Here is a 25,833-nt window from a genome sequence, read left to right as displayed (position 1 = left end):
CGCGGCGCGGAAGGCGCCGAAGCAACGAAGGGAACCGGTCGCGCCCCGGCGCGGCTACGCCCGCCCGTTCGCCGGACGTGCACCGAGAATGCCTCAGGTCCCGGTCTTCCGAGGCAGCACCGGCCAGGTCCAGGGGCTGTACCCCTGGCTCTACGGCGCATCCATGCCCGCGGCCGGCGCCTACATCGGTGTCGACTGCCTGTCCGGCGGCGCCTTCGCCTGCCACCCCATCGAGTGGCTCCACCGTGGGCTGATCACAAATCCTAATTTGCTGATCACCGGCGTCCCCGGCACCGGCAAGAGCGCGACGATCAAGGCCCTGGTGACCCGCCTGGCCGCCTACGGCGTCCGGTCGTTCATCTTGGGCGACATCAAGAACGAGTACGCCGGGCTGGCCCGGGCGTTCGGCGTCGAGCCGGTCGAACTCGGCCCAGGGTTGAGGAACAGGCTCAACCCGTTGGACGCCGGACCTCTGGGCACCAACTTGCCCACCGACCCGGAGGAACTGCGCGAGCGCCTGGACGAAGTCCACCGCCGCCGGACCACCCTGCTCTCCTCCCTCCTGGTTATGAGGCTCGGCCGCAACCTCACGCCCACGGAGGAGGCGGCACTCTCCCTCGCCATCCACCACGTCTCCGGCCAGGCCACCGGTGCGAGCCACCTTGTGGACCCGACGATCCCGCAGGTCTGGGCCCTGCTGCGTGATCCACTGCCCGATATGGCTGAGGACCTGCGCGTCCGCGGCGCCGACGTGACCGAGCTACGGGAGATGATCCGCCCGGTTGCCGATGCCCTCGGCAACATGGTCAAGGGATCGCTTAGCGGGCTGTTCGACGGGCCGACCACCGTTCGCCCGGACTTCGACGCCCCGATCCAGACTGTCGACCTGTCCAGGATCGACGGTCGCGGTGACGAGACGGTGGCCATGACCCTTGCCTGCGTGAGCAGTTGGGGCCAGGCCGCAATCGACGAGCCGGGCGGCCCCGTGCGCCTGGTGGTCCGCGACGAGCTGTGGCGCGCGATGCGCATACCGGTGATGATCCGCAAGCTCGACAGCGACCTGCGGCTCTCCCGCGCCAAGGGCGTCATCGAGGCAATGAGCACGCACAGGCTGGCCGACTTCGAGGCGGTCGGCGCCCAGGGCAGCGAAGAGGTCAGCATCGCCCGCAACCTGATCTCCAGTTGCGACGTGCGGATCTGTCTGCGCCAGGACACCGCACCCCTGGCGATGACGCGCGACGTGATCGGCTTGACCGACACCGAGTGCGCGCACATCGCCTCTTGGAGCGGTGAACAGATCGGTCGCGCGATCTGGAAGATCGGCAGGAACTCCAGCCACGTTGTGCAAACGATCTTGAGCCCGGCCGAGCGGCAGTTGTACTACACCAACGAGCGGATGGCTGTGTGAGATGGCCTCCGCCTCGAACGCCACCGTCGCCCGGCGGCCGGTGCTGGACGGCCCTGCGGACTACCTGATCGTCCTGCTGATCATCGTCGTGGTCACGGTCACCGTGGGAACCTGGGCAACCGGCCAGGTCGCCGGGCTGATCACCCACGCCGCCTGGCCGGCCGTCCCGTTTGGCGACGCCTTCGCCGTCGCCAAACAGATCCCCCACCACCTGGACGACCCGAGAACAGCCTGGCCCGAGCCGGTCCGCTCCGACCTGCCCGGCCCGGCCGGCTTCGCCATCGCCGCCGTGATCGTCGCCAGCGGCATGCTCACCGCGGGCGCCTTCGCCCTGCGCCGCCTGCGCCGCACCCGCTCGGTGCGCGGCTTCGCCTCCGCCTCGCAGCTGTCGAAGACCCTGTCCGCCAAGGCTGTCGAGAAGCGCGGGCCCATCGTCCGGCCCTCCCTCAAGGGTCGCCCGATCACCGCCGCCGACGTCGCGGTGACGCTCGGCCGCACCCTGGCCGGGATGCTGTTGTGGGTGGCCGTCGAGAACTCGGTGCTGATGCTGGCCGCCCCCCGCCAGGGCAAGACGAGCCAGGTGATCATCCCGTGGATCAAGGCGTGGCACGGCCCGATGCTGGTCACCAGCGTCCGAGGCGACGTGCTCGACGCGACCGCGCTGATCCGGCGCCGCCGTGGTCCGGCCCTGGCGATGGTGCCGACCGGCATGGTCGACTGGCCGGACCAGGTGCAGTGGTCGCCCACCAGCGGCTGCGAGGACTTCGGCAAGGCGATGCAGCGGGCCGACCTCATGGTCAAGATCGGCAAGAGCGAGACCACCGACTCCTCCGGTGCCGGCTTCTTCGGTGCCACCGCGACCAGCCTGCTGGCCGGCTGGCTGCACGCCGCGGCGATCACCTCCCGCAGCATGGAGGACGTCCTGCGGTGGGGCTTCAACGCCCACATCGAAGAGCCGATCAAGCTGCTCGCCGAGTCCCGCCGCGCGGAACCCGGCGTCGCCGAAATGCTCGACGGCCTCTACCGCAACCCCGGCGACACCAGGGCGAACCTCTTCGCCACCGTGCAGACCGCGCTGACACCGCTGTTCTCGCCGCTGGCCCGCGCCACCTTCGTCCCCAAATCCGGCAACGGCATCGACATCGAGGACTGGCTGCGGAGCAACGGCACCATCTACCTGCTCGTGGACAAGGAAGAGGCCACCGCGCTCGCCCCCCTGATCTCCGCCTTCGTCTCCGAGGTCTTCGGTGCCGCCAAGCGCCTCGCCGACCGGTCGCCCGGCGGCAGGCTCGACCCGCCGCTGGGAGCGCTGCTGGACGAGGTCGCCAACGTCACCCCGCTGCCCAACCTCCCCGACCTGATGTCCTTCGCCGGCGGCTCGGGGATCTTCACCGTCGCCGTGCTCCAGAACATGGCCCAGGCCAGGAAGACGTGGGGGCGCGAGGGGGCCGAAATGCTCTGGGGAAGCTCCACCGTCAAGATCGCCCTCGGCGGCCTCGGCGGCGACGAGCTCGAAGAGTTCTCCAAGTTGGCCGGCATCTACCGCGAGTCCCTGACGACCTACCAGAGCGGCGCGCAGGGCACCACGATGCAGACCACCCTCCAGGACCGCAAGACCGTCACCCCCGACGAGATCCGCACCCTGGACGAGGAGAAGCGCGAGGCCCTGGTCATCCACGCCACCACCCCCATCACCAAGGTCCGCATGCAGCGCCACTACGAGAGTCCCGACCGCAAGCTCTACGAGGAGAGCAACGAGTGGTCGAAGCGGTACCGCGCGGGCGAACTCGACCCCATCGAGGCCGCCGCGTGACCCCCCGACCCGCATGGAGCGGGTACCACGCCGAGGCGCACACCGATGCCGACCGGCGCTGGGAGTCCCGATTCGACCACCGGCACCACCAGGGCCTGCTCCGCCGCCCCGAGCCCCCGGCCGACTACACCCTGAGGTGGAGCGGGCCGGTGCGCGGAATCGACGGCGCGCTCTACCACGCCGGAGAGGACCACATCGGGGCTCCGGTGATCTCCGTGTTCAGCCCCGGCTACCAGGAGGTCGTCCCCGTCTCCTGGGCCACGGACGACTGGGCCGAGCACCGCGCGCTCACCGACGGCCCGTTCGTGGCCCTCAGCGACTGGCGCCCGGCGCGCGCGGACCACGAGGACCTGGTGCTCGCCTACCTCACCCAGCGCCCGCGTGAGCTGAACGACTTCGGCAGGTGGGTGCCGGTGGACACCTTCACCACCCACGTCCGCTACGGCATCTACGAGGCCATGCTGGCGTTGCACGCCGCTGCGGAACCGGTCACCCTCGCCGCCGTCGAGGAGCGCGTGCGCCGGAGCACCGAAGAGCTGTCGCCCCGCCTTGCGCAACTGGTCGCCGACACCATGGACACCCCCGCCTACCTTCGGCGGCTCATGCTCACCCCGAGCACGTCGATCGAAGCACTCGACGCCGCCGTGCACCTCGTGATGGCCGACTGGAACGCCGCATCGGCCGCCCGCCGTACGGACACGAGGCACCAGCACACCGGGCACCCGGACAATCCCGCCGAGGCCAGCCCGCACCCGCCAGCCCAGCTCCAGGACCAGCCATGACCGAGCCCACGATCACGCCGATCGGCAGGGTCAAGCACCGCCCGCGCACCCACATCCGACGCTCCCGCGGGCGCCACGCCACCCCCGGGCCGGCCACCGGCACCCAGCCGACCGCTACCGAGGCGAGCCCCCGCACCCGGCTGGTCGAGTGGCACACCATGACCGGCCCCGAGCGCATCGCGGCTTGGGGCGGCCTCTGCGACTGGGTGACCTGGCTCCACGACCGCTACGAGCTGGCCGTGGAATCCAGGCTGCCGCAATGCTGGGCGGAACACCCCGGACTGATCGAAGAGCTGTGGGCGCTCAAGGCCTGGCGGGAAGAGATCTACGGCGCCGCCCCGGAACAGCAGGTCGGCCAGGCCGCCCGCTACTGGCACACCGAGCTGCGCACCGTGGTGGCCAACGCGACCGCCGTCTACGCCACCGCCTGCCGAACCGGGCACCGCACCCCCGACTTCCGGGCCGCCGACTCCCCGAAGCTCCAAGAACGCTGGACCGGCGCCGACGCCTGGGCCGGCATCCCCAGCCGCCTGCTCGCCGCCCACGCGGACACCGCCGAAGCCGGCAGCCCGGACCGGCTCACCGCGGCCCAGATGGACGACGCCCGAACCCGCGGCCTCGCCACGCCGATCAGCCCCGGCATCCCCGAGTACGTGCGATTCGCCGACGCCTGGTGGGCCGTCGACATCGACGGGGCCTGGCTGCGCGTCGTCAACGAGGAACTGCTGGAACGGCTCGAAGACGCCGCCGCCCGGATGGCCGCCGCCGATGACGCCGCCCGCCGCTACCGCGAAGCCACCACCGGAACGAGGACGAACCGATGACCCACCCCGAACTCGTGCTCCGCGCCGAGCAGGCCGTCATCGGTGCCGCACTACGCGACCGCCAGCGCCTGGACGACATCGCCTACCTCACCCCCGACCGCATGGCCCACCCCACCCACCGCGCCCTGATGGCCGCGCTGATCGAGTCGCGCACCAGCGCCCCGACGGCGTCGGCCGCCCACCTTCCGGAGCTGATCGCCCAGCGCACGGCCATCAGCGGAGCCAACGCCGACTACCTGCGCCGCCTCGCCGACGCCGCGCCGCAGCCCCGCAACATCGCAAGCTACGCCCGCATGGTCCAAGAGGCCGCCGTCCGCCGGGACCTCGCCCTTCACGTCGACCGGCTCCGGACGACCGCCCCGGGCCTGCGCGGGCCGGACCCGGTGCTCGACCGCCTCGCCCAGGCGATGCGGCGCACCGAGCAAACGGTTCCGGTGGCCAGGATCAACGAGCCGGCCCCCGCACCGTACGAACCCCGGGCGAGGACGTCCGGAGAACAAGAGGTTCGGGTCGACGTCCGTCTTGAGCGCCAGGACGCCGTGCTCGCAGAGCTTCTCCAACACCCGGAGCAGGTCCGGGAGGTCGGCAGCTGGCTGTACCCCGAGGTGTTCGAGGAAGGTCCCCGCCGCGAGGTCTACGAGGCCATCGTGGTCGTCGCCGAGCGGGGAGAGCCGGTCGACCAACTGACCGTCGAGTGGGAGGTCTACCAGCAGGACCCCCAGGCGTACGAGGTGACGGTGGAGGTGAACGTCGAGGAACGCCCCGACTACCTCGCCCGGCTCGCCGCCACCGCGGTCGTCGTCGGAACCGCCATCGATCTTTCCGGGGAGATGATGGCCGACGACATCCGAACGAAGCTCGCCACCGACTTCGCCAACACTGCTGACGTCACCGCCCGCACCCCCGCGGCAGAGCCGAAGACGAGCCTGGACGTCAGGACCACCACGCCGACGGTGCGCGTCGAGCCAGCGCCGCTCCTGCAACCGCCGCCGGTTCAGCAGACCCCCACCATCCAGCCGAACGTCCGGCCGTGAGGGGGAGCGCAATGACCAACACCGACGCGGGCACGCTGGCCGACCTCAGCCACGCCGCCATGGACACTGCCCTCGTAGACGGGACCGCCCGGTACCTCAGCGAGACGATCCGAGACTTCGCCCGGTACCAGGAATCCTGGTGGATCTACGACCGGGCCGGCTGGTGGCAGGTCACCAGAGTAGACGTTGCCGCCGGACTGGACCTGATGGCACAGAACATGCGCCTCGCTGATCAGGCAGTTCAGCGCAGTGCCAGCTGAGACAAGGGCAGGAGCTTGTCGGTGCGAGTACGCCATGCGGCTCTCGACAGAAGGACATTGTCCAACTCATCCCATATTGTGCATATGCGCATTAGATGAGCTGGTGTCCGGAAGCAGGTGGGCCACGAGAGGACGGGCCGTGTCGTGTCCAACAGCGCCGAGGCGATTCATTCCCGACTTGCTGAGCTGACCGCGCCGACGGCCCACAGCCGGGTTATCGAACTCGGCTGCGGTTCCGGGCCGACTCTTCTCGCGCTGAGTCGAATGGCTCCCGAGGCTGCGCTGATCGGGATCGACAGGTCGGTCCCGTTCCTGAGGCAAGCGCGGGAGGAGCTCCAGAAGCACCGTGGGCCAGTGATGACGCTGGCTGCGGACCTGCGTGCGCCACTTCCGTGCGGGAACGAGAGCGCGGACATTGTCGTTTCGTACAACACCGTCGAGTGCCTGCCGGACCCGGAGCAGCTGCTGGCAGAGGTCGCGCGGGTTCTTGGGCCGGGCGGGAGGGCGATCCTGGCGCACGTCGACTTCGATTCTCTGGTGATCGCCGGCGCGGATGCGGATCTTGATCGGCTGGTCTGCCACGCCTTCGCGGACGACGTGCAAAGCTGGATGGATCACGCGGACGGGCGGATCGGCCGCAAACTGGGGCTGCTGCTGGCGAGCAGCCCACTGAGGCTGGTGAGCGTCGAGCCGCTGTTGACATGGTCGACCGAGCTGTCGGGACACGCGGAGGCCAGGATCGGCGAGATCCGAAAGGCGTTGTTGTCGGCAGCCAGGCATGGTCGCGGCGCGGTGAGCGCGGCCGATGTCGAGGAGTGGTATGCGGCGGTGCAGGAGGCGGATCGCCTGGGCGGGTTCTTCTTCTCTGAGCTGGCCTTCATCGCGGTCGCCGAGCGTCCCAGCGATGGGGACTTGAGCGGTGGTGCCGCTCCGTCGACCCGGGACGAGGTCCTGCCCGGGCATGAGGGCCGCTGGATGTCGGGGCGTTCCGAGGCAGCGTGACGGACGGCTACGGCGCGCTGCCGTCCCGGAGCACGTCGTCGGCGAACGAGCAGAGCGCCCTCTCCGAGACGCTGATCGGAGCCGTGGTGTCCAGGGTGAGCGCCGTGCGCTCGGGCTCGGTCCAGGATAGTTCGGGTGCGTCTGGTGCGGGGTCGGCGCGGTAGGCGGGCGAGGAGCGGAGGGCGTCGCGGGCATACCGGAGCTCCGCGGGTGCGCGGACATGGATGAGGTGGAGTCGCCCGCCGAGCAGGCTGGCGGCGAGCCGCTGTTCTACGGGCGTGGAGGTCACGAGCGTGACGATGCCGATGGGATGCTGGCTGGCGGCGTGCGAGAGCGCCCGGATGGTGGCGTTGCGGTCTTCCGGGGACCAGCCGAGGTCCCGCAGAAGGCCGGTGGCCCGCTGCTCGTCGGCGTCGTACAGGCCGCAGCCTGGGTGCTCGGGCGCGAGGTGGGCAAGGAGTCGGCGGGCGAGGGTGGTCTTCCCGGAGGCCGGCAGGCCCATGAGCCAGAAGACCGCGGGGGCTGGTGGGTGCTTCACGCGGGGTAGCCCCACTTCTCGCACCAGTGCTTGAGCAGCGGCGGTACGTCGGCGCCTGCGGGCGGTGGGGTGGCGTCCTGGATCCGGCCGGAGGCGATCTGGGGTGACCAGTCGCCGATGCCGTAGACGAACGGGCCGTGGTCGTGGCGGCCGTAGTCGAGCATGGCCGGTTCCCAGGGGATGCCGATGTACTCGCACAGGGCTTTACAGGTGGCTTCCGGGTCGGCGGTCAGCTGCTCGTAGGTGATGCTGATGGAGGTGGGGACGTGGGCAGCTGCTTCGTCAAGGGCGGTGGCGAACTTGTCGACGATGACGGCCGCTTCGGCGAGGCCGGCGGCGTCGCCGGCGCGGCGGACAGAGTCGGCGATGGCCACCGGGTGGCGGCGCAGAATGATGTAGCGGGCGCCGGGCCAGCAGGTCACGAGGCGCTGCCAGATGAAGACGTTGCCGGGGGACTTCTCGGTGAGCACGGTCTTGCCCGCTTCGGTGAGTCGGCGGTGCAGCAGCCGGTCCCACAGCAGGTGTTCGAGGTCCTGGCGGTCGTGGTTGAGGGTGCCCATGGCGAGGTCGGTGAACTCGTCGTCGACCGTGACGGTGAGGCCTCCGAGGTGAAGCTCGTGCGGGGCATGGACGTCAGGGTGGGAGCCGAGCAGGCAGCGCAGCAGGGTCGATCCGGAGCGGATCGGGGAGAGGATGAAGACGGGTGCGGGAACGAGGCGGTCGTCAGGCACGGAACTCCTCCTTCGCCTGCTGCTCGCGTTCGGCGAAGACGCGCAGGCGGGTCGCGAGGTCCCGGCGGTAGTGGGCTGAGCCGGGAACGGTCTTCTCGTCGCAGTGGAAGACCCGAAGCGAGAGTTGGTGCAGGTAGCCGACGCCGGGCCCGGCCGGGTGGGCGAAGGTGTGGGAGAGCCAGTCCTCATAGTTCATCCAGCTCTGGCCGTCGTCGTGGAACCGGTCGCCGGGGATGCCGCCGGCTGCGGCCATGACGGGCCGCGCCCGATGGGTGTCGTAGATCAGGAAGTGGGAGGAGACCCGGTTGACCGAACGCGCGTTGGCGCTGAGGGCGGGACCGGCTTCTTCGAGTCGCCACTGCCAGCAGTCGTGATCGTCGATGCGCTGGGCGAGGGCGAGTTGGGGGCAGCTGTCGAAGGTGTCGGCGATCTCGGCGAGGACGTCCGTCGCACCCGGGTCGCGGAAGGCGACGACGTCGCCCTCGACGGTGATCAGGAAGCGGCTCTTGTCGGTGACGAAGTGGGTGTGGATGTTGTTGGCCTGGTCGCCGGAGGCCCGGTGACGGGTGCGCCAGCGTAGCCGTACTTCGTCGAATCCCCAGGTGGAGTGGGCGAGTTCGGTGATCTCGTCGACCGGCGCGGTTTCGGCGCCGTCTACGACGAGGACCAGGTCGTACGGGTGGTGGGTGCCGCGGGTCAGGGCGTCCAGGGTGGTAGGGATGGTGCGGCGCAGGAGTTCGACGTCGCTGTGGACGAGGTAGGCGATGGTGAAGGCGGGCGGGTAGGTCACGGCACTCACCAGCCCGCCGGTCCGGTCACGTCCGCTGCGGCACCGCCGTCGGAGGGCACCGGGGCGGTGAGGATCGTGCGGGCATCGGTCAGCATGGCGGCGGTGAACTCCTGGGCGAGGTCGAGGATGGTCTGCTCGATCTCGTGCTCGACCTCGTCGGCGATGTGGGGATGGCCGACGCACATGCCCATGACCTGGTACTTGGCGGCGGTGCCGAGTCCGATGCGGTCGGCGAGGTCCTGGAGGGCGAAGAGGTCGAAGACCACGGCGCCGCTGCGGTAGAGGTGGTCGGCGAAGGCCGCGGTGTAGCGGGAGACGAGTTCGCGCGCCGCCGGGTGGAGTTCCGGTCGGCTGTAGGTCTCCTGGAGGACGTGGGCGACCTGGTCGGGCAGGAAGACGAACGCGCACCGGTAGAAGTCGGACGTGCCGAGCGGGCGGAAGCTGCCGGCGCGATCCAGCAGGTCGACCATCCTCTGGTAGGTGGCCTGCCGGGCTTCGACGAGCCGGCCGATGCCGTCGGTGCCCTGGTGCTTCATGAGGGCCCAGAGCTTGAGTGACTCGAAGCCGCGGGAGCCGTAGAAAGGGGTGATCAGCCCGAGGTCGAGGCAGTCGGGGTCCTCGGCCCGGTCCGGGTAGCGGGCGAAGCGGCCGAGCGTGGTCGGGTCGCGGAAGAGCGCGTAGCTGGAGGGGTAGGAGACGAACAGGCCCTTGTGGGGGTCGAGGGCGACGGAGTCGGCGTGTTCGATGCCTGCGAGCTGGATCTTGAGTTTCTCGGAGAAGAGCAGGCTTCCGCCGTGGCAGGCGTCGACATGGAACCAGACGCCGTGTAGCCGGCAGAGGTCGGCGAGCGCCTGCAGGTCGTCGATGCCGGTGGTGCGGCAGTTCCCGGCGACTCCGACGACCATGAAGATCCGCTTGCCGGATGGTGGGGCGGCAAGCAGGTGTCCGATGGAGTGGGGGTCGCTGGTGAAGTCGGGGGTGGCGTCGGCCCACAGCAGCCCGTCCGTACCGAGGCCGAGGGCTTGGGCGGCGGCGAGGTAGGAGAAGTGCTCGACGCCGCTGGCGAGGAGGATCACGGGCTGTTCGGGAAGGGCGCGCAGGCCGCCTTGGCGGACCTGGGGGTACGTGTGCGCGAGGGCGGCGGCGATGGCGACGTGGTTGCTCATGTTGCCGCCGGAGGTCCACATCCCGCCGAGCGAGGCGAGTCCCTGGTACTCGGCCAACGGCGTGACCTGGTAGCCGATGAGTTCCCGCAGCCAGGTGATCAGCTGGGCTTCGATCACGCTGGCGGCGGGCGCGCTGCGGTCGAAGGCGATGAGGTTCTGGTTGAGGAAGGTGGCGACGATGTCGGCCGCAAGGCCGGCGAGGCTGTCGCCGGTGTCCGGGAAGGCGAGGTAGCGCGGGTCGGCCTGGGCGATCGACCAGCTGGCGATCTCGCCAAGCGCGCTCATCAGGTGGTCGTCGCTGCTTCCGGTGACGGGGATCGATTCGGAGAGGTGGTCGATGAGTTGCTGGACCGTCGCGTGCCGCAGTACGCGGTGGTCTCGCAGCTTGCCGGTGGCGAAGTCGAGTCCGAGGTCGACCGCGCGGTGCAGCATCTTCCGGCTTTCGCCGATGGGCCGGCTGCTCAGCAGGGCGGGCGGTTGGGGGTCAAGCACGTCCGAACTCCATTCGATACACGCAGCCTTCGCACGAGGACCAGGCGGGGCCCTGGAGGAAGGAGTTCCGTAGGGATCGGTACGCCGGCGAGGTCCAGATCTCGGCCATCGGCGTCTGGTGGATGTTGCCGAGCACGTTGCCCGGGGAGGACTCCATGTGGACACAGCACGGCGTGATGTCGCCGTCCTTGGTGATGTAGCCGGCGTCCCACGGCCAGGGGCACACGGCATCTGCGGCGGCCGGGGAGGCGAGGCGGGAGTAGTCGAAGATCGACAATTGCAGGCCGAGTTCGTCGGCCCGTGCGAGGCCGACCTCCAGGTGTGGCACGACGTCCCGTGGTGGGAGGGCGAACAGGGACTCGGCGTTGAGGGTCTTGTCCTCGCCCCAGTGGTGCAGGCTCTCCACGCTCACGCGCTTCACACCGTGGTCGGCGACGAAGTTGACGATCGCCGGGAACTGATCCAGGTTCACGGTCGAGAGCGTCACCGCGGCGGAAAGCCCCGTCGCCCGGTCCTCGGTCAGCCTGACCGCTTCTCGCAGGGCCGTGCTCAGCTGGGTGAGACGCAACCCTGAGCGCATCCGACCGAGCGTGACGTTGTCCGCACCGTCGACACTGATGGCGAGAAGCCTGAGCCCGGCGTCGAGGACCGGCCGGAGCCGACGTACGAGCAGGCCATTGGTGTTCGTCGAGGTGAAAACGGAGCGGTCAGTGCACAACTGGACGTAGGCAGCGAAGTTCCCGACGATCAGTGCTTCTCCCCCTCCGACGAAGGAGACGTGGTCGAGGTCGGGGAGTTGGTCAAGGAGCGCGACGAACACTTCCAGAGACAGGTGGCCACCGCTGCTCTCGTGTACGGCGCGCAGGCAGCCGGCGCAGGCGAGGTTGCACAGGTCGGTGAGTTCCACCTGTAGGTACTGCGGAGTGGGGGTGGGCCGGCCGGGAGTGAGGCCATAGCGGTCGAAGTCGTCGGTGACGAGGAACTTCTGGAACCGTTCGGGCACCGTGATCGGCGTGTCCTCGGGCATCATCTGGCTACCACCTTCCGGTACACGGAGACGGTCTCGTCGGCGAACAGCTCGAACTCCTGCGCCCGGCGGCCGAACGACGGGGCCCAGGAGGCCCGGTGCTCGGACGCCGTCTCGATCGCCCGCGTCCAGGCGGCCGGGTCCCGGTAGTCCTCCACGAGGTGGATGCCGGGGTCGTCGGCGAGGTGGCGCATGGACGGCACGGCCGAGGACCACACGGGAACGCCAAGGGCCCGTGCCTCGTGCGCCACGAGCGGATGGTTCTCCCACCACTGCGAGGGCACCAGCAGGGCCCGCGCGCCGGTCAGCAGCGAGCCGACCTCGGCACGCGAGTGCGGGGGAAGCCAGCGCACCCGGGGGTCTGCGGCAGCGTCGGCGCGCAGCCGTTCCTCGTAGGTGCCGTCGTCCGGCACGGTCACGATCACCAGCGGGAGTTCGGTACGGCTGGTGCGGTAGGCGTCGAGCAGGAGATGGAGGCCCTTCTCGGGTGAGCATCTGCCCAGGAACAGTAGGTACCGTCCGGAGGATCCGTTGGTGGCGAGTGGTGCCCACTCGCTGGGGAGTCCGTAGCAGGCCCGGTCGCGGGCGACCTTGCTCGTGTCGGCGCCGGCTTTCGCCAACTCTGCTGCCTGGTGGGGTGTCTGTGTCCACAGGGCCTGTACCCGCTCGTTCAGCCAGGCGATGTTCCGCGCCCGCCATCGCGCCACGTCCTCGTAAGTGTTCGTGGGGGCATTGAGGCAGCCGAGGCAGTCCAGGGTGGGCGCAGTCGCCGTGCACTGCGAGCTGGTGGACCGGACGAGGAGCTGGTGGTCGGGGCAGACCGCGGTGTAGTCGGTCAGCGTCGCGACGACGGGTACCCCTCGCAGGGACGGAGTGTTCAGGAACTCCAGGCCGAGGCGGCTGAAGTGCAGCACGTGAACGACATCGATGGCCGGGCGCGTCGCGAGCGCCTGCGCGATGCGTTGGGCCTGCTTCGTCTCCTGGGCGAGCCAGCCGACGGGGTAGTCGTCGGCAAAGGCCGCGGGCACGCTCAGGTACTCATCGGCCGTGCGGCGGTGCGGCGGCGGCGGTTCGCCCGCTGCGAGCCAACTGACGTGCAGGCCGCGGGCTTTCAGCGCCTGGGCCAGGTCGTCGGCCAGGATCTCCGTGCCGCCGGCGGCGTCGTCCGCGAATCGGTGGGTCGTCAAGAGGATGCGCACCGTTCCACTCCTCAGCAGGTGTTGCCCTGGAGACCGGCCCAGCGGCCGATCGGGGTGAGCCCGGCGGGCATCCGCCCGTTCACACTGGCCGCTTCCGGGTGCACGGGTGCTTCCGGTCCCGACAGCCGCAGGACTCCCGTGCGGGAGCGGTCGAGGAGCGCGACCGGCTCGTGCAGGGTCAGGGCGGTCCAGCCGCCGTCCTCGAAGTCGACGAACACGTTCACCCCCAGCTCGGCCACCAGCTCCTGTGCGGGCAGGGGCACCGTGAGCCGCACCTGCTGGGGTGCCCAGGACAGGTCGACGTCGACGGCGTCCTCCCAGACGGGGTCGGGGTGCGGAACGCGGCGGAAGCGGGCGGTCGGAGCCTGCAGCCACCGGGCGCCGTCGCGGCTGCAGCTCAGCTGCTGCTCGCCCGGCCACTGTTGAGCGGCGAGGTCGTGCAGGGTGAAGGTTCCCGATCCCAGCGGCTGCAGCCGGACTCGGACGGCACGCACGATGCTGGGCGTGCCCCCGAAGTCCAGACGGACCGCGAGGTGACCGTCGTCGAGCGAGAACCGAGCGCGCAGGCCTTCCGGGTTCACCAACCCTCCCCGGAGACGACCCGGCCCAACCAGCGGGATCACCGCGTCTTCGTCGCCCGAGGTCGCGTGCAGGCGGGCCGCCGGCATGTAGTCGGCCTCGGGGGGTGCGGTCAGGGCCTCGTCGGTGAGCCCGTACGGGGCCGGGAGGGCGTCCAGCACCTCGGGGTGCTTCTCGCGCAACGTGATGACGAGACGGACCGCCAGGTCGGTGAGGAACCGGATCAGGTCGCACTTGACCTCGTCGGGCTTGGTGATGTCCCCGTTCGCCAACACGGCCTGGTAGTAGCAGCCGCCGCCGCAGACGTACCGCGACGGGCAGGTGGAGCACCCGTCGCGGTCGTCGACGACCAGGTCGAGGTAGCGGCTGCGTTCGCTGTCCTCGACGCCGGTGGAAGCGTGTCCGATGTGCCAGCCGGACTTCCCGATGAAGTGCGCGCAGGGGTAGAGGTTGCCGTTGGTGTCCAGGTACGTGCCGCTCTTGCCTGCTCCGCACCGGTAGACCTGCGCTGCGCGGTCCTTCACCCGGTAGAAGTACCGCATGAAGAAGTCCTCGGAGTTCAGGGCGAGCAGTCGGGCGAGGATGCCCTCCGGCGGCTGGGCGAGGATGTGCTCGACGAGGTCTGCGTAGCCCCGGCGGAAGGCCGGCAGCGTGGCGGCGTTGAGGGCGTAGTCCTTGTCGTGGGTCGCGTTGACCGGCTTCATGTAGATGTTGCGGGCGCCGACGTCCTCGAAGAGGTGGCGGAAGATCGCGACGAAGTCGGTGCAGTACGCGGTCAGCACCGCGGAGACACCCATGTCGGGGTGGCGGGCCAGCACCCGGTCCAGGACCAGGCGCACGTGGTCGTAGGTGCCGCCGCGCCCACTGGTGTAGAAGCGGACCCGGTCGTGGACATCCTTCGGGCCGTCGAGGCTGATGTCCTGCGGCGGGCCGAGCCGGTCGGCGAGCTCCGGCGTCATCGACAGCGTCGCGTTGGTGACCATCGGACCGGCCCACAGCACGCTGACCGGCGAGTCGGCCAGGCCCTCCTCCACCAGGGCTTGGACCTCCTCGTGCATGTGCCGCACCAGCATCGTCTCGCCGGCGAGGCCGAAGTCGACGCGGCTGTACCGCGCGCCCTCCTCGACAAGGCGTTTGCGGTGGGTTGCGAGGCCCTGCACCACCGTCTCCAGGGGGACCCTCACCGGCTTGCCGTCGGCGTGGACCCGGTCGCGGAACGAGCAGTACGTGCAGCCCATGTTGCAGGCGTCGGTCAGGGACAGCTGCGCCTGCGGGTACGCCTCGCGGTACGTCGTGACCTGGTGGACAGCCTCCAGGTCGGCGCACGGGCACGGTTCGCCCGGGGCGGTGATCTGGCCCCCACGGACATGGAAGACGTAGCCGTCCGCGAAGAAGACGTGCGCGGTGTCGCTGGTCGAGAGTGGAATCGCGTCGCTGATCACGGTTGACCTCTCGGGTCGAGAATGGTGCGGATCGGGGCGGTACCGGAATCACAGGTGTCTCGGGCCGGGCAGTCCAACGCGCTGACGAAATCGCTCCAGCCGGTCGGCGAGCCTGGTGATCTCACCCTTGGCCTGGTCCTCGACCGGGTGGGCCGAGCCGGACTTCTCCCGCAGGGCAAACGTGGCATGGACAAGATCGCGCAGCTCGGTCGCGTCCTCGACACCAATCACCTGCGGGATGATGGCGAGTTGCCTCTCCAGAGTTACAGGCATCCGAGAGACGTCCGAGGCGGTGTAGGCAAGACGCGCCAGCGCGGCCCGGGACTCGAACCACAGGTACTTGGCAGTGCCTTCGCGGCCCTGCTGCTCGTACTGGCTCGGGCGAGCGACAGTACCGGCGGACGGCGATGTCAGCAAGTCCGTTGTCCAGCCCGGGTCTTGGAGTTCGGAGCCAGGTCGACGCAGCTCGAACCATTCGTGCAGGTCGCGGCTTGTACGGCTGTCCGCGCTGACGAGGTCGCACTCGGCTGGGCGCGCGGCGGATCCCTCGGCCATCAGCCCGAGGCAGGCGAGCGCCTCGATCAACAACTCCTCCGCGGGCCGGTGACCGGCCGGGTGCTCGGCTGAGCTCAGCTCGAAATCGACATCACTGCCACGGGCCATCACGCCTTGGGCGCACGACCCCCGCAGCAACAGATCCAGCGCCTCGTCGAACCGCAGGACGGCAAGGATGGCGGCAGCGAGCCGGCCGGTGATCTCCGCCGCCGTTGCGGCTCTCTCACATGCCGCCGCCCAACTGCTTGCGGACGCCAACTGGTCAATAAACTTGACCAGTTGCTCCAGCGGCGGCTCGGGTGCGGGTATGAGGCACGACTCGGCGGCCGCGAACAACGTCAGCACCCATGCTCGCCTCAATCCCTCCGACTTCGGTGAAGAAGTGGCCGGCCGGCAGCTCGATACCAAGGTGTTCAACTGCCCGAGCAGGAGCGCGTAGGCATCCTCACCGCGCTGCTCGCGCAGGCGCGCGGTCAGCACACTGTGGAAGACGCCGAGCCCCGACGGAAGGACGTCCTCGGCGAGGTGTCCCAACGAGGCGGCGCTCACCGATCCGTGCTTCACCAGGGGGAGTTCGCTCGCGAGTGTCACCTCGATCCCGCGACGCCGGACGTCTCGGCGCGTCATGGTCGCGGGTAGCCAGCCCGCGAGGACGGTCTCGAAGCCGTCCAGATCCACATCCTGGATTGGGACCGAGGCGGGGATGCGCTCTCGGAGCCTGAGATCACGCCCGAGCAGGTCGGACCAGGCGATGTCCCACTTCATCAGGGTCACCTCGTCCGGGGCGGCACCGGCTGGCACCAGGAGTGCGTCCTCCCAGTCGATCAGCACCGTCTCGCCATCCCGACGGAACATGTTCCGCGGTACACACCCCGATGCCTCGACCCCTCGGCCGAGCAAGGCCACCAGCAGGCCGACAATGGCGGATACGGAAAGGCGGCTCGCCCCGTTGTCTCCGGAGGACAAACGTGTGCCCAGGTACGGCGAGACCAGCGCAGCCCTCTGCCTGCTCAAGGGAACCAGCTCGGGGACGCAGACCTTGACGACCCCAAACCCGTCGATGGCCAGTTGGCCCAGACGACGTGCGGCCTCGGCAGCCAGGGCCCGCTCCGAGCGCGCCGCCCCAAGCGGCCGGAGCTTCGCCACAAGATCACGCCCGCGGTGCCGAAAACGACGCACCTGCCCACCGATGTCGACGAAGTCGACGTCGTCGAACGCGACCCCGTCGCTTCCTCCGTCGAACAGCTGCCGAATCGATGCCGTGAGCTTCCCCGATTCATGCGCGCCCCCTGCGACCTTGCTCACTCCACTCCCCTCCTGAGCGTCGTGCGGATGCTTGCCACCGTAGCCGCTCCGTCACCGTGCGTTCGATCGAATTGATGGACTCGATCACCGACTTCCGCGCGCACACGGACCACGCAGGGTAGGAGAGTGCGTGTCGGTTGGTGATGATCTTTCAATTTTGTTGCCCTTACTTCCTGTTGGAAAGCGCCAGCTCCATGGCCGGCCGGACTTAATCGGCCTCTCGTTCACGGGGAGCATGGGATAATCGGCGCGCGGCGCCGACGTCCACGTGGTGCGGTTGCTGTGCGATTCCCGCGGCTCGTTTGCGGATCCGCCCTCTCACAGAAGTGGTCCTTCGTTCTATGACTACGGTCACCTCCATCGCCGACGCGCTGCAGCAGCGCCTTGCTCAGGCGATCTCCACTGCGTTCCCCGACGCCGCGGACGGCGACCCCCAGCTCCGACGAAGCGACCGTGCCGACTTCCAGGCCAACGGCATCATGGGCCTCGCCAAGCCTCTACGGGCCAACCCCCGCGAGGTGGCCGCTCGCGTCCTCGAACACCTGGCCGCAGACGAGGTCATCGCGAACCTGGAGGTCTCCGGCCCAGGCTTCATCAACGTCACCGTCACCGACACCGCGATCCTGGAGCGCTTGGCCGCCCGTGCTGCGGACAGCCGACTGGGCGTCCACAGTTCCGCCGAGCCCGGCGTCACGGTGATCGACTACAGCCAGCCGAACATCGCCAAGGAAATGCACGTCGGCCACCTCCGATCCACGATCATCGGCGACGCGCTCGCCCGCACACTGGAGTTCGCCGGCGAGAAGGTCATCCGGCGCAACCACCTCGGCGACTGGGGCACCCAGTTTGGCATGCTCATCCAGTACCTCATCGAGCACCCTGACGAACTCGGCGACGACACCGAGAGCACCGACACCAACCCGTCGATGTCCCGCCTCAACCATCTCTACAAGGCATCACGCGCCAAGTTCGACAGCGACACTGACTTCGCCGACCGCTCTCGCCGGCGCGTCGTCGAGTTGCAGGCCGGCGACGCGGACACCCTCGTCTCCTGGCAGAGCATGGTTGATGAGTCGAAGGTCTACTTCGAAGCCGTCTACGCCCGCCTCGGCGTCCTCCTTGAAGACGCCGACGCCGTCGGTGAGAGCTACTACAACCCCATGCTCGCCGATGTGTGCGCTGACCTCGAAGCGTCCGGCGTCGCCGTCCGCTCCGACGGGGCCCTGTGCGTCTTCTTCGACGACATCAAGGGGCCTGACGGCGAACCAACTCCGCTGATCGTCCAGAAGAGCGACGGTGGCTATGGCTACGCCACCACCGACCTCGCCGCCATCCGCGACCGCGTCGGCATGCTCGGCGCCACCCAGCTCCTCTACATCGTTGACGCCCGCCAGGCCCTCCACTTCCAGATGGTCTTCGAAACCGCTCGCCGCGCCGGCTGGCTCCCCGAGGACGTCCGCGCGCTGCACCTCGGCTTCGGCACCGTTCTCGGCAAGGACGGCCGGCCTTTCAAGACCCGCTCCGGCGAGACGGTCCGCCTCATGGGCCTCCTCGACGAGGCCGTCGACCGGGCCCGCACCGTCGTCTCGGAGAAGAGCCCTCAACTCGCTTCAGAGGAACTCGAAGAGCGAGCCAAGCAGGTTGGCATCGGCGCGGTCAAGTACGCCGACCTGTCGACCTCGCGCACCCGCGACTACGTCTTCGACGTCGACCGCATGGTCTCCCTCACCGGCGACACCGGCACCTACCTCCAGTACGCCTACGCCCGCATCCAGTCCATCCTGCGCAAGACCCCCGAGGGCGTCGCCCCGGCTACCCACCAGGACCTCGCCCTGGAGCCGGCCGAGCGTGCGCTCGGTCTTCTCCTCGACGAGTTCGGTGCCGCCGTCAACCAGGTGACTGGCACGTTCGAACCCCACCGCCTCTGCGCCTACCTGCACAGCCTCGCGTCGACCTACACCACCTTCTACGAGCACTGCCCCGTCCTCAAGGCGCCCAGCCGCGAGGTCATGGAGACCCGGCTGCTGCTCTGCCAGCTCACTGGCCAGACTCTCCGCCAAGGCATGGACCTCCTCGGAATCGGAACACCCGAGCGGCTGTAGAAGCGACCACGCCGATGGGAAGGTGGCTCACGACAGCCGTCCAGGGCCAGCCTGCTGGCGGCCTCGCTCAAGTCCTGCAAGCAGCACAGTCCTGCCGTAGGTCGCCACGCCAACGAGTACGGCCCCTCAGATTGCAACCTGAGGGGCCGTCGAGCACCGCGCGTCCCAGTGACGGAGGGCTACTGCCACCGGGGCTCGTCAGGCCGTCTTCCGGCTCCTCTGACCAGGCCAGGCTGACGTGGAGAGTCAATTACGGATTACCGCCTACATCGGGCTTGGCCGTGTGGAGGTACGCAATGGCATCGGCTGCTGTCGGCCGGGCGTCTTTCAGCGGTTCCCACCTGCCGAGCACTTCGGCTGTGGCGTGTGCCAAGGCCGCCGGGAGGCCGGCTTCGTCCAGGGCAGCGGCAATCTCAAGCATCTCCGCGTCCCACCGCCAGGCTCGGCGCGCGACGCTCCCAAGGTACTCGCGATCGGCGAGTAGCGGACCGGCCATCTTCCGTCCCTCTTCGACCAGTTGACCTGTGACTCCGTGTTCATCGGCGAGGCCGTGGGCGAGGGCGACAAGAGTACGGGCGGACTTCTGGTAGCTCGCGAACGCCATCTTCAACGCGGATGCGGCGCCGATCGGCCGGTCAAGCAGGCGTGCGTCTACCACCGTCTCGGTGAACAGCTTGACGACCTGCCCACCTGGGCCCGGCTCCCCGGAGAGGTAGAGACGGGCACTGATTGATCCACCAGGCGGTGGGCCGATGATGGATCCGTCGAGCGGTGTCCCCCCTGCCTCCGCGATAACGGAGGCGATCTCGGATGCTCGCCTCGGGCTGATCGCGTTCGCATCGACGTAGATGCCGCAGAACGCACGGGCGGCGACGGCGCGGGCCACCTCATCGGCGTAGGCCGGTGGGCAGATGGACAGAGCGACTTCGCTCGCCCCCAGGGCCAGTTCCAGGTCGGGTACGGCCTCCAGGCCTGCGGCTGACGCACGATCGCGGGTAGCGGCGCTTCGTCCAGAGTCGACCCAAAGTACGCGGTGCCCGCGTAGGACTGCCTGTGCCGCCACGGCAGCACCCATTTCTCCTGGATGGAGAACTGTAATCGTGGTCATCGGGTTCCTCCCGAAGGCAGTTGGCGCGCGTTCCGGCGATGGTGCGCGATCCCGTCCTGCATCGTCAGTCCCAGCGGTGACGATCCCGCCGGCACCGCTGCAAGCTGCCGGGCGAACTGATCCAGTCGCCTGTTCACCGCCTCCGTCGGTCTGCGCGAAGCTACGGCCAAGACCGCATCGATTTGGTCGGCGGCACCCTCGACCTCGCCGGACCCGAGTTCGGCCAGGGCCAGATCCATCCGCGCCAGCGAAAGCTCGCCGAGTCGTTGCCGCTCGACCGGTTCCGATTGGTACAGCGCGACCGACTCTTCAGCGTCGGCTGCAGCCTGCTCAAGGTGGCGCGCACCCCCCAGCCACAAATGGGCGGTACTGGAGTAGAAAGCCTGCTTCGCCGGCGGAAAGGCCATCATGCCGCCCGGCAGATCCTCGCCGCCGTCACCTTGCTGGCGATGTTCTTCGGCGAGACGGAGCGCATCCAGCGCCTCGTTCTCTCGGCCCAAGCGGGCGTAGGCCCTGGCCGCGATGCTGGCCAACCTGATGTGCGCGGTGCCGCGCTCGGGCATGTACTGCTGACCGTCCTGGGCCAGGTGAACGGCATCTCGGAGCCGGTCGTCCCAGTAAGCAACCATCGCCTGGGTTCCGCGGATCCACGAGCGCAGTCCGTTGTGTGCTGCCTGCTCGCCGCAGAGAAAAGCGGTGCGGGCCTGAGTCTCGGCCGACCGGTAGTCGCCAAGGTCGAACGAGGCGTTCGCGAGGATCCCGCACAGCACCCCGGCTGCCAAGTACAGGTCGCGCGTGTAAGCCGGGGGCTGGCGCCCCTCCAGCAGTTCAAACGTCCGGTCGCGCAGGGCGCGGACCTCGTTGAAGAGCGGGACGACGGGTCGGTTGGGGTAGGTGATGACGATTCGCCGGATGTCGGAGTCAAGCTGTTCGAGGGTGTGGGGTCCCACGTTGCTCTGTTCCGCATAGCTGGCGAAGCGGGCTGATTCATTCGCGGCTGTCATCAGCATGTCCTGGTGATGGGCGTCCGAGCCGGTGCTCGGCTCCACCCATTGTCCCTCGGAGCCGCCTCCACCGATCTGGTGAGTCGCTCCTGCTGGCGTAATGATCGCGAACAAATCGTCAATCCGTCGCTGAAACAGATGTTCCAGCACCCTGGCCGTGAGCGGACGCGGCTTGCTCAGGCGTTCTCCCCCCCGGACACCCTCCATCCAACGGCCGAACTGCCTGCCGCCGATGGTGACCTTCGCCAGCGCCGGGTTCCTCTCGATCTGGGCGAGCTCCTGGCCTGCGGCTTCAAGCCGCCGGAGGAAGACGCGGTACTCGGCCATGCCTCGCTGGCGGACCAGCGTCTGAAAGAGCGTCTGCGATTCGGTCTCCATGGCAGCTCCGCAACAGGCAGGTGGATGGTCCGGATTGGTCGTGCCAGATTCAACGATGGCCGATTGCTCCCGACTGCGACAGCGGGATACGACAAATGTCGAGGCAATGTCGACTCATGTCGCCCTGTGTCATGACGATGTCACTAGCCGTTCCTGCGTCACTTGGGCCACGCTTCTCTCGCCGCCTAGACCGTGCTTCTCTCCTCGGCAGTCAGCTGCCCCCACGACACTCGGTCTGGCTGACGCCCCTCCTCGCCTCCGTGCTCGGTGGCGTCGTTGGAGGAGAGCGGCACCGATGGACCACGAAGGGGGAACAGGCCATGCCATCAGCGCCCGTGGCTGGTGCCGGTCAGCTCGTGCAACACCCCGCCGGCCATGACGGCGACCTGCGAGCGGCGGTCGAGGAACTGCGGCACGGACGGTGGTATTCAGTGCGAGCGCTTCTCGCCCACTCCTGGGGCGACCCGGGATTGTGGGTGTCGCGAACCCAGGTTCTGGGAGCGGTAGCCGGCCACAACGATGTCCTCCGGCACTGGGCCGCCGAGGAGCCCGCCGCGTTCGGCCTGACCGCGCTGCATACCCGCGTTGCCGTCGATCAGGCTCTGCTGGGTGGCCAGCGGCAGGGCGGGGCTCGGGAAGCCGTGGCGCTCGAAGGCACGGCCCGGCAGTGGTGCTGGCTGGCAGCTTCGGTACTTGGGGGTGATCCCGTGCCGTGGCTCGGGCTGCTCACTCTCGCGCAACTGGACGGCGGCCAGGCGCGGCCCGAGCATCGTGTTCCGGCACCTGACCAGATGCTTCCGCCCGGCCCGTGGGGCCTGTTCGACCAGGTCCGGCAGGTGGATCCGTGGAACAGGGAGGCGTTTCACCGGATGCTGCGCTTCTGGCTGGCCCGCGGTGAGAGCGGTCCGGCGGCCAGCTTCCTGGCCACCTATTTGCCCGGTGCACCGGACGGTTCCGCGCTTCATGCCCTGCCGCTGTACCTCTACGTCGACCGCTACCGCCGCGCCGAGCGCAAGGACGTGGTCCAGCTGCAGTGGACGGACGAGGAGACGGTCCGCGCCACGGTGCTCGGCGCTTTCTCCCACTGGCGGGCCGCACTCGGGCAGGAGGTCCGGTGGCCGGTGGCGGACGAGAGCCACCTCGCCCACGCGCTCTGGGCGAGCCGCCAGCGCCAGCAGGCGGCCGAGGTCTTCGCCGCGATGGCCCCGTTCATCTCCATGCAGCCCTGGCAGAGCCTGGCGGACCGACCGGGCGACCTGCTGCGGAAGGCGATGGCCCAGTCCTACGCCGTCGTCGGCTGACGATCGTCGGCCACTGTCCGCCCGGCACCGCGCTGGGTTCGATCCCCGTCTTCTTCCCGGAGGTTTCGCCATGTCCTGGCCCCAGTCCACCGCGTCCGCACCCGAGGACGACCATCTTCGGTCGCTCGGCTACGAGCCCGAACTCGTCCGAAGGATGGGCGGCTTCGGCAACTTTGCGGTCAGCTTCTCGGTCATCTCGGTGCTCAGCGGCTGCATGACGCTGTTCGGGTTCGGGCTGGTGACCGGCGGCCCGGCCGTGATGATGTGGGGCTGGGTCGCTGTCGGTTTGGCTGTGTTGTTGGTTGGTGCGGCGCTCGCCGAGGTCACCAGCGCTTACCCCACGTCCGGCGGCCTCTACTACATGGCCCAGCGGCTCGGCGGCCCTCGGTGGGGCTGGACGACCGGCTGGTTGAACTTGCTCGGCTTGCTGGGCGGGATCGCCGGCATCGACTACGGGGCCGCGTCGTTCATCGCCGCGTTCGCCGGGCTGCAGTGGGGAGTCGCTCCGACGCCGGGCCTGATCCTGGTGATATTCGCGGGCGTCCTGGTACTGCACGCCCTTCTGAACGTCTTCGCCGTGAACGTGGTCAGCCTGCTTAACTCGATCTCGGTGTGGTGGCACCTGCTCGGTGTCGCCCTGATCGTCGGTATGCTCGCCGTCGTCCCCTCCCACCACCAGTCCCTTTCCTGGGTGTTCACGCACTTCGAGAACGGCACCGGCTGGGCCAGCCCCATCTACGTCTCGGCGATTGGCCTGCTGCTGGCCGGCTACACCTTCTGCGGCTATGACGCGAGCGCGCACCTGTCGGAGGAGACCAAGGACGCCAGGATCGCGGCGCCGCGCGGCATCGTCCGCTCGATCTGGGTGTCCCTGCTGGCGGGCTTCGTCCTGCTGGCCGGCCTGCTGTTCGCCGTCCAGGACTACTCCGGCACAGTCGGCGCCGCGGCGCCGCCCGCGCAGGTCTTCCTGGACGCGGTCGGAATGACCGGCGCGAAGCTGCTGCTGCTCGTCGTCATCGGCGCCCAGCTGTTCTGCGGCAGCGCGGAGACCACTGCGGCCTCCCGGATGATCTACGCCTTCTCGCGGGACGGTGCGCTGCCAGGATCGGCGACGTGGCGACGGGTCTCGGCCAACGGCGTGCCGGTCCCCGCGGTGTGGCTGGCGGTGTCGGTGGCGTTCGTCCTGGCCGTCCCGTCGCTCTGGTCCGCCACCGCGTACGGCGCGGTGACGGCGGTGAACGTGATCGGGATGACCCCCTCCTACGTCATCCCGGTGTTCCTGCGGCTGCGGCAGGGCGACCGATTCGTCCCGGGCCCGTGGAGCCTGGGCCGGTGGAGCAGGCCGATCGGGGTCGCCGCAGTGGTGTGGGTGGTGGTGCTGACCGTGCTGGTGTGCCTGCCGCAGCGTTTCCCGGTGACGATCGAGACGTTCAACTACGCGCCGGTCACCCTGGCTGCGGTCCTCGCCCTGGCGTGGGTGTGGTGGCGGATGGCCGGCTCCAAGTTCTCCGTCCCGGTGGTGGACGACCCGCACCTGGCCCGGGTCGAGGAGCTGATCGTATGAGGGCGACGATGCGGGCCGCCCGCCTCCGCGCGGCCAAGCCCCCGACTCCGTCGGCAGTCTCGCCGACCGGGCCGCTGGAACAGCTGGTGGCCGCCTTCGGTGTCGACACCGTGCTGCTGGCGACGGTCGACGTGCAGGGCCGGCTCAAGGGCAAGGAGCACGACGCGAGGACGCTGCTGGAGCGGCTGCGGTCGGGGGCGCTGTCCACGGAGATGTGCGCGTACGTCCTCGGCACCGACCTGGGCATGACCCCGGCGGCTAGCGGGCCGTTCTCCTGGGCGAGCGGCTTCGGTGACGTCGGTCTGCTGCCCGACACGAAGCGGGCCCGGCTGCTGCCGTGGCTGTCGGACACCGCGCTGGTGCTCGCAGAGCCGGTCGGCGGTGGGTGGCCCCACCCGCTGAGTCCGGGCACGGTGTTGAACGAGCAGCTGCACCGGCTCGCCGGGCTCGGCATGGTGCCGGCGGTGGGGATCGAGACGGAGTTCGTGCTGTACGAGGGCACCGCCCGGGATGCGGCGGCGGCCGGTTGGCGGGGGCTTCGCCCCGTCGTCCGGGACAACCGCGACTACGCCCTGGACCAGCCGCCGGTGGTGCGGGAGTTCGGCCGACGGCTCCGGGAGGTTCTCGCGGGTGCGGACCTGCCGGTCGAGGCCGTCAAGGGGGAGGGCGGTGCCGGCCAGGTCGAGGTCACCTTCCCGTACGGGGAGGCGCTGGCCGCGTGCGAGCAGCACGTGCTGTTCAAGCACGCCGCGAAGACGATCGCGGACGAAGCCGGTCTGACGGCGTCGTTCATGGCGGCCCCGTCCACCGGGGTCGGCAGCGGCCTGCACCTGCATGTGTCGCTGGCCGACTTCGACGGCCGGACGGTGCTTGCCGCTGACCCCGTGGACGGGACCGAACTGTCGGAGCTGGGCGAGCAGGCGGTGGCCGGGCTGCTGACGGTGCTGCCCGAGGTCGCCCCGCTGTGGGCGCCGTACGTGAACAGCTACAAGCGGCTCGTGGACCACTCCTTCGCCCCCGCCCGGCTCGCCTGGGGCCGGGACAACCGGACGTGCGCGGTGCGGGTGGTCGGCCACGGCCGCAGCCTGCGGCTGGAGGTCCGCCTGCCGGGCGCGGACGCCAACCCGATGCTCGCCCTGGCAGCGGTGCTCGCCGGTATCCGGCACGGCGTCGAGGCCGGCCTCAAGGCGCCGCCCGCCGTCAGCGGCGACGCCTACGAGCACGACGAGGCGCCGTCGGCGCCGCAGTCCCTGGCCGAGGCGCTCGATGCCTTCGAGACCAGCGAACTGGCCGGGGACCTGCTCGGCGAGCCGGTCGTCGCGCACCTGGCGCGCGTCGCCCGGATGGACCTGGAACACCACGCCGCCCGCGTCACCGACGCCGAGCTGGAGCGCGGTCTCACCCAGGCATGAGCCCCGGGTCGGTCGCG

22 protein-coding genes are annotated in these 25,833 nt (G+C 69.4%); 11 read left to right on the top strand and 11 right to left on the bottom strand.

What is annotated here, in order from left to right:
- The first annotated feature begins 163 nt into the window (after positions 1 to 163).
- The 7 genes from ACIO5E_RS19285 to ACIO5E_RS19255 all read left to right on the top strand — a co-directional run bounded on the left by ACIO5E_RS19285 (position 164) and on the right by ACIO5E_RS19255 (position 7,123).
- Positions 164 to 1,408 carry a VirB4 family type IV secretion system protein gene (locus tag ACIO5E_RS19285; RefSeq protein ID WP_400669145.1) on the top strand — a complete coding sequence of 415 codons (1,245 nt, stop codon included), beginning with the start codon at positions 164 to 166 and terminating at the stop codon, positions 1,406 to 1,408.
- 1 nt (position 1,409) lies between these two features.
- The gene (locus tag ACIO5E_RS19280) at positions 1,410 to 3,221 is read left to right on the top strand and encodes a type IV secretory system conjugative DNA transfer family protein (RefSeq protein ID WP_400669142.1); all 1,812 of its coding nucleotides are present in this window, start codon (positions 1,410 to 1,412) and stop codon (positions 3,219 to 3,221) included.
- Entirely contained in the window at positions 3,218 to 4,003 is a 786-nt protein-coding gene (locus ACIO5E_RS19275; RefSeq protein WP_400669139.1) for a DnaB-like helicase N-terminal domain-containing protein, read from the top strand. The genes ACIO5E_RS19280 and ACIO5E_RS19275 overlap by 4 nt, the downstream gene beginning before the upstream one ends.
- Complete coding sequence (locus ACIO5E_RS19270; RefSeq protein WP_400669137.1) at positions 4,000 to 4,827, top strand: hypothetical protein; 828 nt, start codon at positions 4,000 to 4,002, stop codon at positions 4,825 to 4,827. Before ACIO5E_RS19275 ends, ACIO5E_RS19270 begins: the two co-directional genes overlap by 4 nt.
- Positions 4,824 to 5,861: a DnaB-like helicase N-terminal domain-containing protein gene (locus ACIO5E_RS19265; RefSeq protein ID WP_400669134.1), complete on the top strand. Its 1,038-nt coding sequence runs from the start codon at positions 4,824 to 4,826 to the stop codon at positions 5,859 to 5,861. Before ACIO5E_RS19270 ends, ACIO5E_RS19265 begins: the two co-directional genes overlap by 4 nt.
- 11 nt (positions 5,862 to 5,872) lie before the next feature.
- On the top strand, positions 5,873 to 6,121 hold the full coding sequence (locus tag ACIO5E_RS19260) for a hypothetical protein (protein WP_400669131.1): 249 nt from the start codon (positions 5,873 to 5,875) through the stop codon (positions 6,119 to 6,121).
- 144 nt (positions 6,122 to 6,265) lie between these two features.
- Positions 6,266 to 7,123 carry a methyltransferase domain-containing protein gene (locus tag ACIO5E_RS19255; RefSeq protein WP_400669129.1) on the top strand — a complete coding sequence of 286 codons (858 nt, stop codon included), beginning with the start codon at positions 6,266 to 6,268 and terminating at the stop codon, positions 7,121 to 7,123.
- Positions 7,124 to 7,130: 7 nt separating this feature from the next.
- On the opposite strand, the gene ACIO5E_RS19250 is transcribed toward ACIO5E_RS19255, so the two are convergent.
- Genes ACIO5E_RS19250 through ACIO5E_RS19215 form a run of 8 tightly spaced genes read right to left on the bottom strand, consistent with a single transcriptional unit; the run spans position 7,131 to position 16,947 of the window.
- A complete protein-coding gene (locus tag ACIO5E_RS19250; RefSeq protein ID WP_400669127.1) occupies positions 7,131 to 7,661 on the bottom strand; it encodes an adenylyl-sulfate kinase in 531 nt (176 codons plus the stop codon).
- Entirely contained in the window at positions 7,658 to 8,392 is a 735-nt protein-coding gene (locus ACIO5E_RS19245; protein WP_400669124.1) for a sulfotransferase family protein, read from the bottom strand. Before ACIO5E_RS19245 ends, ACIO5E_RS19250 begins: the two co-directional genes overlap by 4 nt.
- Positions 8,385 to 9,182 carry a hypothetical protein gene (locus tag ACIO5E_RS19240; RefSeq protein ID WP_400669122.1) on the bottom strand — a complete coding sequence of 266 codons (798 nt, stop codon included), beginning with the start codon at positions 9,180 to 9,182 and terminating at the stop codon, positions 8,385 to 8,387. The genes ACIO5E_RS19245 and ACIO5E_RS19240 overlap by 8 nt, the downstream gene beginning before the upstream one ends.
- 5 nt (positions 9,183 to 9,187) lie before the next feature.
- On the bottom strand, positions 9,188 to 10,840 hold the full coding sequence (locus ACIO5E_RS19235) for a pyridoxal phosphate-dependent decarboxylase family protein (protein ID WP_400669119.1): 1,653 nt from the start codon (positions 10,838 to 10,840) through the stop codon (positions 9,188 to 9,190).
- Positions 10,833 to 11,870: a radical SAM/SPASM domain-containing protein gene (locus ACIO5E_RS19230; RefSeq protein ID WP_400669116.1), complete on the bottom strand. Its 1,038-nt coding sequence runs from the start codon at positions 11,868 to 11,870 to the stop codon at positions 10,833 to 10,835. Before ACIO5E_RS19230 ends, ACIO5E_RS19235 begins: the two co-directional genes overlap by 8 nt.
- Positions 11,867 to 13,066, bottom strand: a complete 1,200-nt coding sequence (locus ACIO5E_RS19225) for a glycosyltransferase (protein WP_400669113.1) — start codon at positions 13,064 to 13,066, stop codon at positions 11,867 to 11,869. Before ACIO5E_RS19225 ends, ACIO5E_RS19230 begins: the two co-directional genes overlap by 4 nt.
- 11 nt (positions 13,067 to 13,077) lie before the next feature.
- Entirely contained in the window at positions 13,078 to 15,087 is a 2,010-nt protein-coding gene (locus tag ACIO5E_RS19220; RefSeq protein ID WP_400669110.1) for a radical SAM protein, read from the bottom strand.
- A 48-nt stretch (positions 15,088 to 15,135) separates the two neighbouring features.
- Positions 15,136 to 16,947 carry a hypothetical protein gene (locus ACIO5E_RS19215; protein WP_400669108.1) on the bottom strand — a complete coding sequence of 604 codons (1,812 nt, stop codon included), beginning with the start codon at positions 16,945 to 16,947 and terminating at the stop codon, positions 15,136 to 15,138.
- 341 nt (positions 16,948 to 17,288) lie between these two features.
- Between ACIO5E_RS19215 and argS the strand changes: the two genes are divergently transcribed.
- Entirely contained in the window at positions 17,289 to 19,049 is a 1,761-nt protein-coding gene (argS, locus tag ACIO5E_RS19210) for an arginine--tRNA ligase (RefSeq protein ID WP_400669105.1), read from the top strand.
- Positions 19,050 to 19,299: 250 nt separating this feature from the next.
- On the opposite strand, the gene ACIO5E_RS19205 is transcribed toward argS, so the two are convergent.
- The 3 genes from ACIO5E_RS19205 to ACIO5E_RS19195 form a co-directional block, all read right to left on the bottom strand.
- On the bottom strand, positions 19,300 to 20,157 hold the full coding sequence (locus ACIO5E_RS19205) for a DUF1932 domain-containing protein (RefSeq protein WP_400669102.1): 858 nt from the start codon (positions 20,155 to 20,157) through the stop codon (positions 19,300 to 19,302).
- Entirely contained in the window at positions 20,154 to 21,539 is a 1,386-nt protein-coding gene (locus tag ACIO5E_RS19200) for a hypothetical protein (protein WP_400669100.1), read from the bottom strand. The genes ACIO5E_RS19205 and ACIO5E_RS19200 overlap by 4 nt, the downstream gene beginning before the upstream one ends.
- Positions 21,540 to 21,967: 428 nt before the next feature.
- Positions 21,968 to 22,309, bottom strand: coding sequence for a hypothetical protein (locus ACIO5E_RS19195; RefSeq protein ID WP_400669098.1), 342 nt, complete (start codon positions 22,307 to 22,309; stop codon positions 21,968 to 21,970).
- A gap of 21 nt (positions 22,310 to 22,330) precedes the next feature.
- Here ACIO5E_RS19195 and ACIO5E_RS19190 point away from each other — a divergent pair, with 21 nt between their 5' ends.
- The 3 genes from ACIO5E_RS19190 to ACIO5E_RS19180 all read left to right on the top strand — a co-directional run bounded on the left by ACIO5E_RS19190 (position 22,331) and on the right by ACIO5E_RS19180 (position 25,816).
- Positions 22,331 to 22,840 (top strand): hypothetical protein, encoded by a 510-nt coding sequence (locus ACIO5E_RS19190; RefSeq protein ID WP_400669096.1) that lies wholly within the window; start codon positions 22,331 to 22,333, stop codon positions 22,838 to 22,840.
- Between the two features lie 70 nt (positions 22,841 to 22,910).
- Positions 22,911 to 24,404 carry an amino acid permease gene (locus ACIO5E_RS19185; RefSeq protein WP_400669094.1) on the top strand — a complete coding sequence of 498 codons (1,494 nt, stop codon included), beginning with the start codon at positions 22,911 to 22,913 and terminating at the stop codon, positions 24,402 to 24,404.
- Entirely contained in the window at positions 24,401 to 25,816 is a 1,416-nt protein-coding gene (locus ACIO5E_RS19180; protein WP_400669092.1) for a glutamine synthetase family protein, read from the top strand. Before ACIO5E_RS19185 ends, ACIO5E_RS19180 begins: the two co-directional genes overlap by 4 nt.
- Positions 25,817 to 25,833: the final 17 nt, after the last annotated feature.

This window comes from Kitasatospora sp. NPDC087314 (assembly GCF_044744365.1).
Taxonomy (GTDB): domain Bacteria; phylum Actinomycetota; class Actinomycetes; order Streptomycetales; family Streptomycetaceae; genus Kitasatospora.
This window is presented reverse-complemented; position numbering and strand designations above follow the sequence as displayed.

What these genes read in the sequence shown, in the direction of transcription:
- ACIO5E_RS19185 (WP_400669094.1), top strand. Translation starts at nt 22,911, where the DNA reads ATGTCCTGGCCCCAGTCCACCGCGTCCGCACCCGAGGACGACCATCTT.
- ACIO5E_RS19190 (WP_400669096.1), top strand. Translation starts at nt 22,331, where the DNA reads ATGCTTCCGCCCGGCCCGTGGGGCCTGTTCGACCAGGTCCGGCAGGTG.
- ACIO5E_RS19285 (WP_400669145.1), top strand. Translation starts at nt 164, where the DNA reads ATGCCCGCGGCCGGCGCCTACATCGGTGTCGACTGCCTGTCCGGCGGC.
- argS (WP_400669105.1), top strand. Translation starts at nt 17,289, where the DNA reads ATGACTACGGTCACCTCCATCGCCGACGCGCTGCAGCAGCGCCTTGCT.
- ACIO5E_RS19200 (WP_400669100.1), bottom strand. Translation starts at nt 21,539, where the DNA reads ATGGAGACCGAATCGCAGACGCTCTTTCAGACGCTGGTCCGCCAGCGA.
- ACIO5E_RS19180 (WP_400669092.1), top strand. Translation starts at nt 24,401, where the DNA reads ATGAGGGCGACGATGCGGGCCGCCCGCCTCCGCGCGGCCAAGCCCCCG.
- ACIO5E_RS19280 (WP_400669142.1), top strand. Translation starts at nt 1,410, where the DNA reads ATGGCCTCCGCCTCGAACGCCACCGTCGCCCGGCGGCCGGTGCTGGAC.
- ACIO5E_RS19230 (WP_400669116.1), bottom strand. Translation starts at nt 11,870, where the DNA reads ATGATGCCCGAGGACACGCCGATCACGGTGCCCGAACGGTTCCAGAAG.
- ACIO5E_RS19205 (WP_400669102.1), bottom strand. Translation starts at nt 20,157, where the DNA reads ATGACCACGATTACAGTTCTCCATCCAGGAGAAATGGGTGCTGCCGTG.
- ACIO5E_RS19195 (WP_400669098.1), bottom strand. Translation starts at nt 22,309, where the DNA reads ATGCTCGGGCCGCGCCTGGCCGCCGTCCAGTTGCGCGAGAGTGAGCAG.
- ACIO5E_RS19270 (WP_400669137.1), top strand. Translation starts at nt 4,000, where the DNA reads ATGACCGAGCCCACGATCACGCCGATCGGCAGGGTCAAGCACCGCCCG.
- ACIO5E_RS19260 (WP_400669131.1), top strand. Translation starts at nt 5,873, where the DNA reads ATGACCAACACCGACGCGGGCACGCTGGCCGACCTCAGCCACGCCGCC.
- ACIO5E_RS19265 (WP_400669134.1), top strand. Translation starts at nt 4,824, where the DNA reads ATGACCCACCCCGAACTCGTGCTCCGCGCCGAGCAGGCCGTCATCGGT.